Raw genomic sequence first — 235 nt, 5'->3', positions numbered from 1 at the left:
CCGGAACCCCATCACCATCCGAATCCAGATCCAGATAGTCCGGCGTACCATCACCATCCGAGTCCACCGAACCCTCCCTCACATCCGGCACCCCGTCGCCATCAGAGTCCGTGTCCAGGAAATCCGGAACCCCATCACCATCCGAATCAACCGGATTCGCCGGATCAACACCCGCCTCCACACGGTCCGGAACCCCATCACCATCCGAATCCAGATCCAGGAAGTCCGGCGTACC

At 60.9% G+C, this 235-nt stretch carries 1 protein-coding gene; it reads right to left on the bottom strand.

All coding sequences use genetic code 11. From position 1 onward, the window contains the following. Positions 1-235: thrombospondin type 3 repeat-containing protein (locus V1J52_RS26060; protein WP_330142433.1), on the bottom strand; the 235-nt coding region annotated here is incomplete at both ends.

The sequence above is a fragment of the Streptomyces solitudinis genome, from assembly GCF_036323765.1.
Lineage (GTDB): Bacteria > Actinomycetota > Actinomycetes > Streptomycetales > Streptomycetaceae > Streptomyces.
This window is presented reverse-complemented; position numbering and strand designations above follow the sequence as displayed.